The organism is Pantoea sp. EKM10T (genome assembly GCF_011800685.1).
Classification (GTDB): Bacteria; Pseudomonadota; Gammaproteobacteria; order Enterobacterales; family Enterobacteriaceae; genus Pantoea; species Pantoea agglomerans.
In genome coordinates, this window is the sequence record NZ_JAALEU010000037.1 from 1 (window position 1) to 233 (window position 233).

Here is a 233-nt window from a genome sequence, read left to right on the forward strand (position 1 = left end):
GTGCATCCAGGAGGATTCGAACCTCCGACCGCTCGGTTCGTAGCCGAGTACTCTATCCAGCTGAGCTATGGATGCATAAAACAAATTCTTGTACAACGCAGGGTGCTAACTACTCACCATGAAAGGAATTGCTAATTCGCTTTGTTTCTTTTTTTCGATGGTGCATCCAGGAGGATTCGAACCTCCGACCGCTCGGTTCGTAGCCGAGTACTCTATCCAGCTGAGCTATGGAT

At 48.9% G+C, this 233-nt stretch carries 1 tRNA gene; it reads right to left on the reverse strand.

The features are described 5' to 3' along the window. Nucleotide 1 precedes the first annotated feature (1 nt). Nucleotides 2-75: transfer RNA gene (locus HFD95_RS21915), tRNA-Arg, on the reverse strand. Nucleotides 76-233 lie beyond the last annotated feature (158 nt).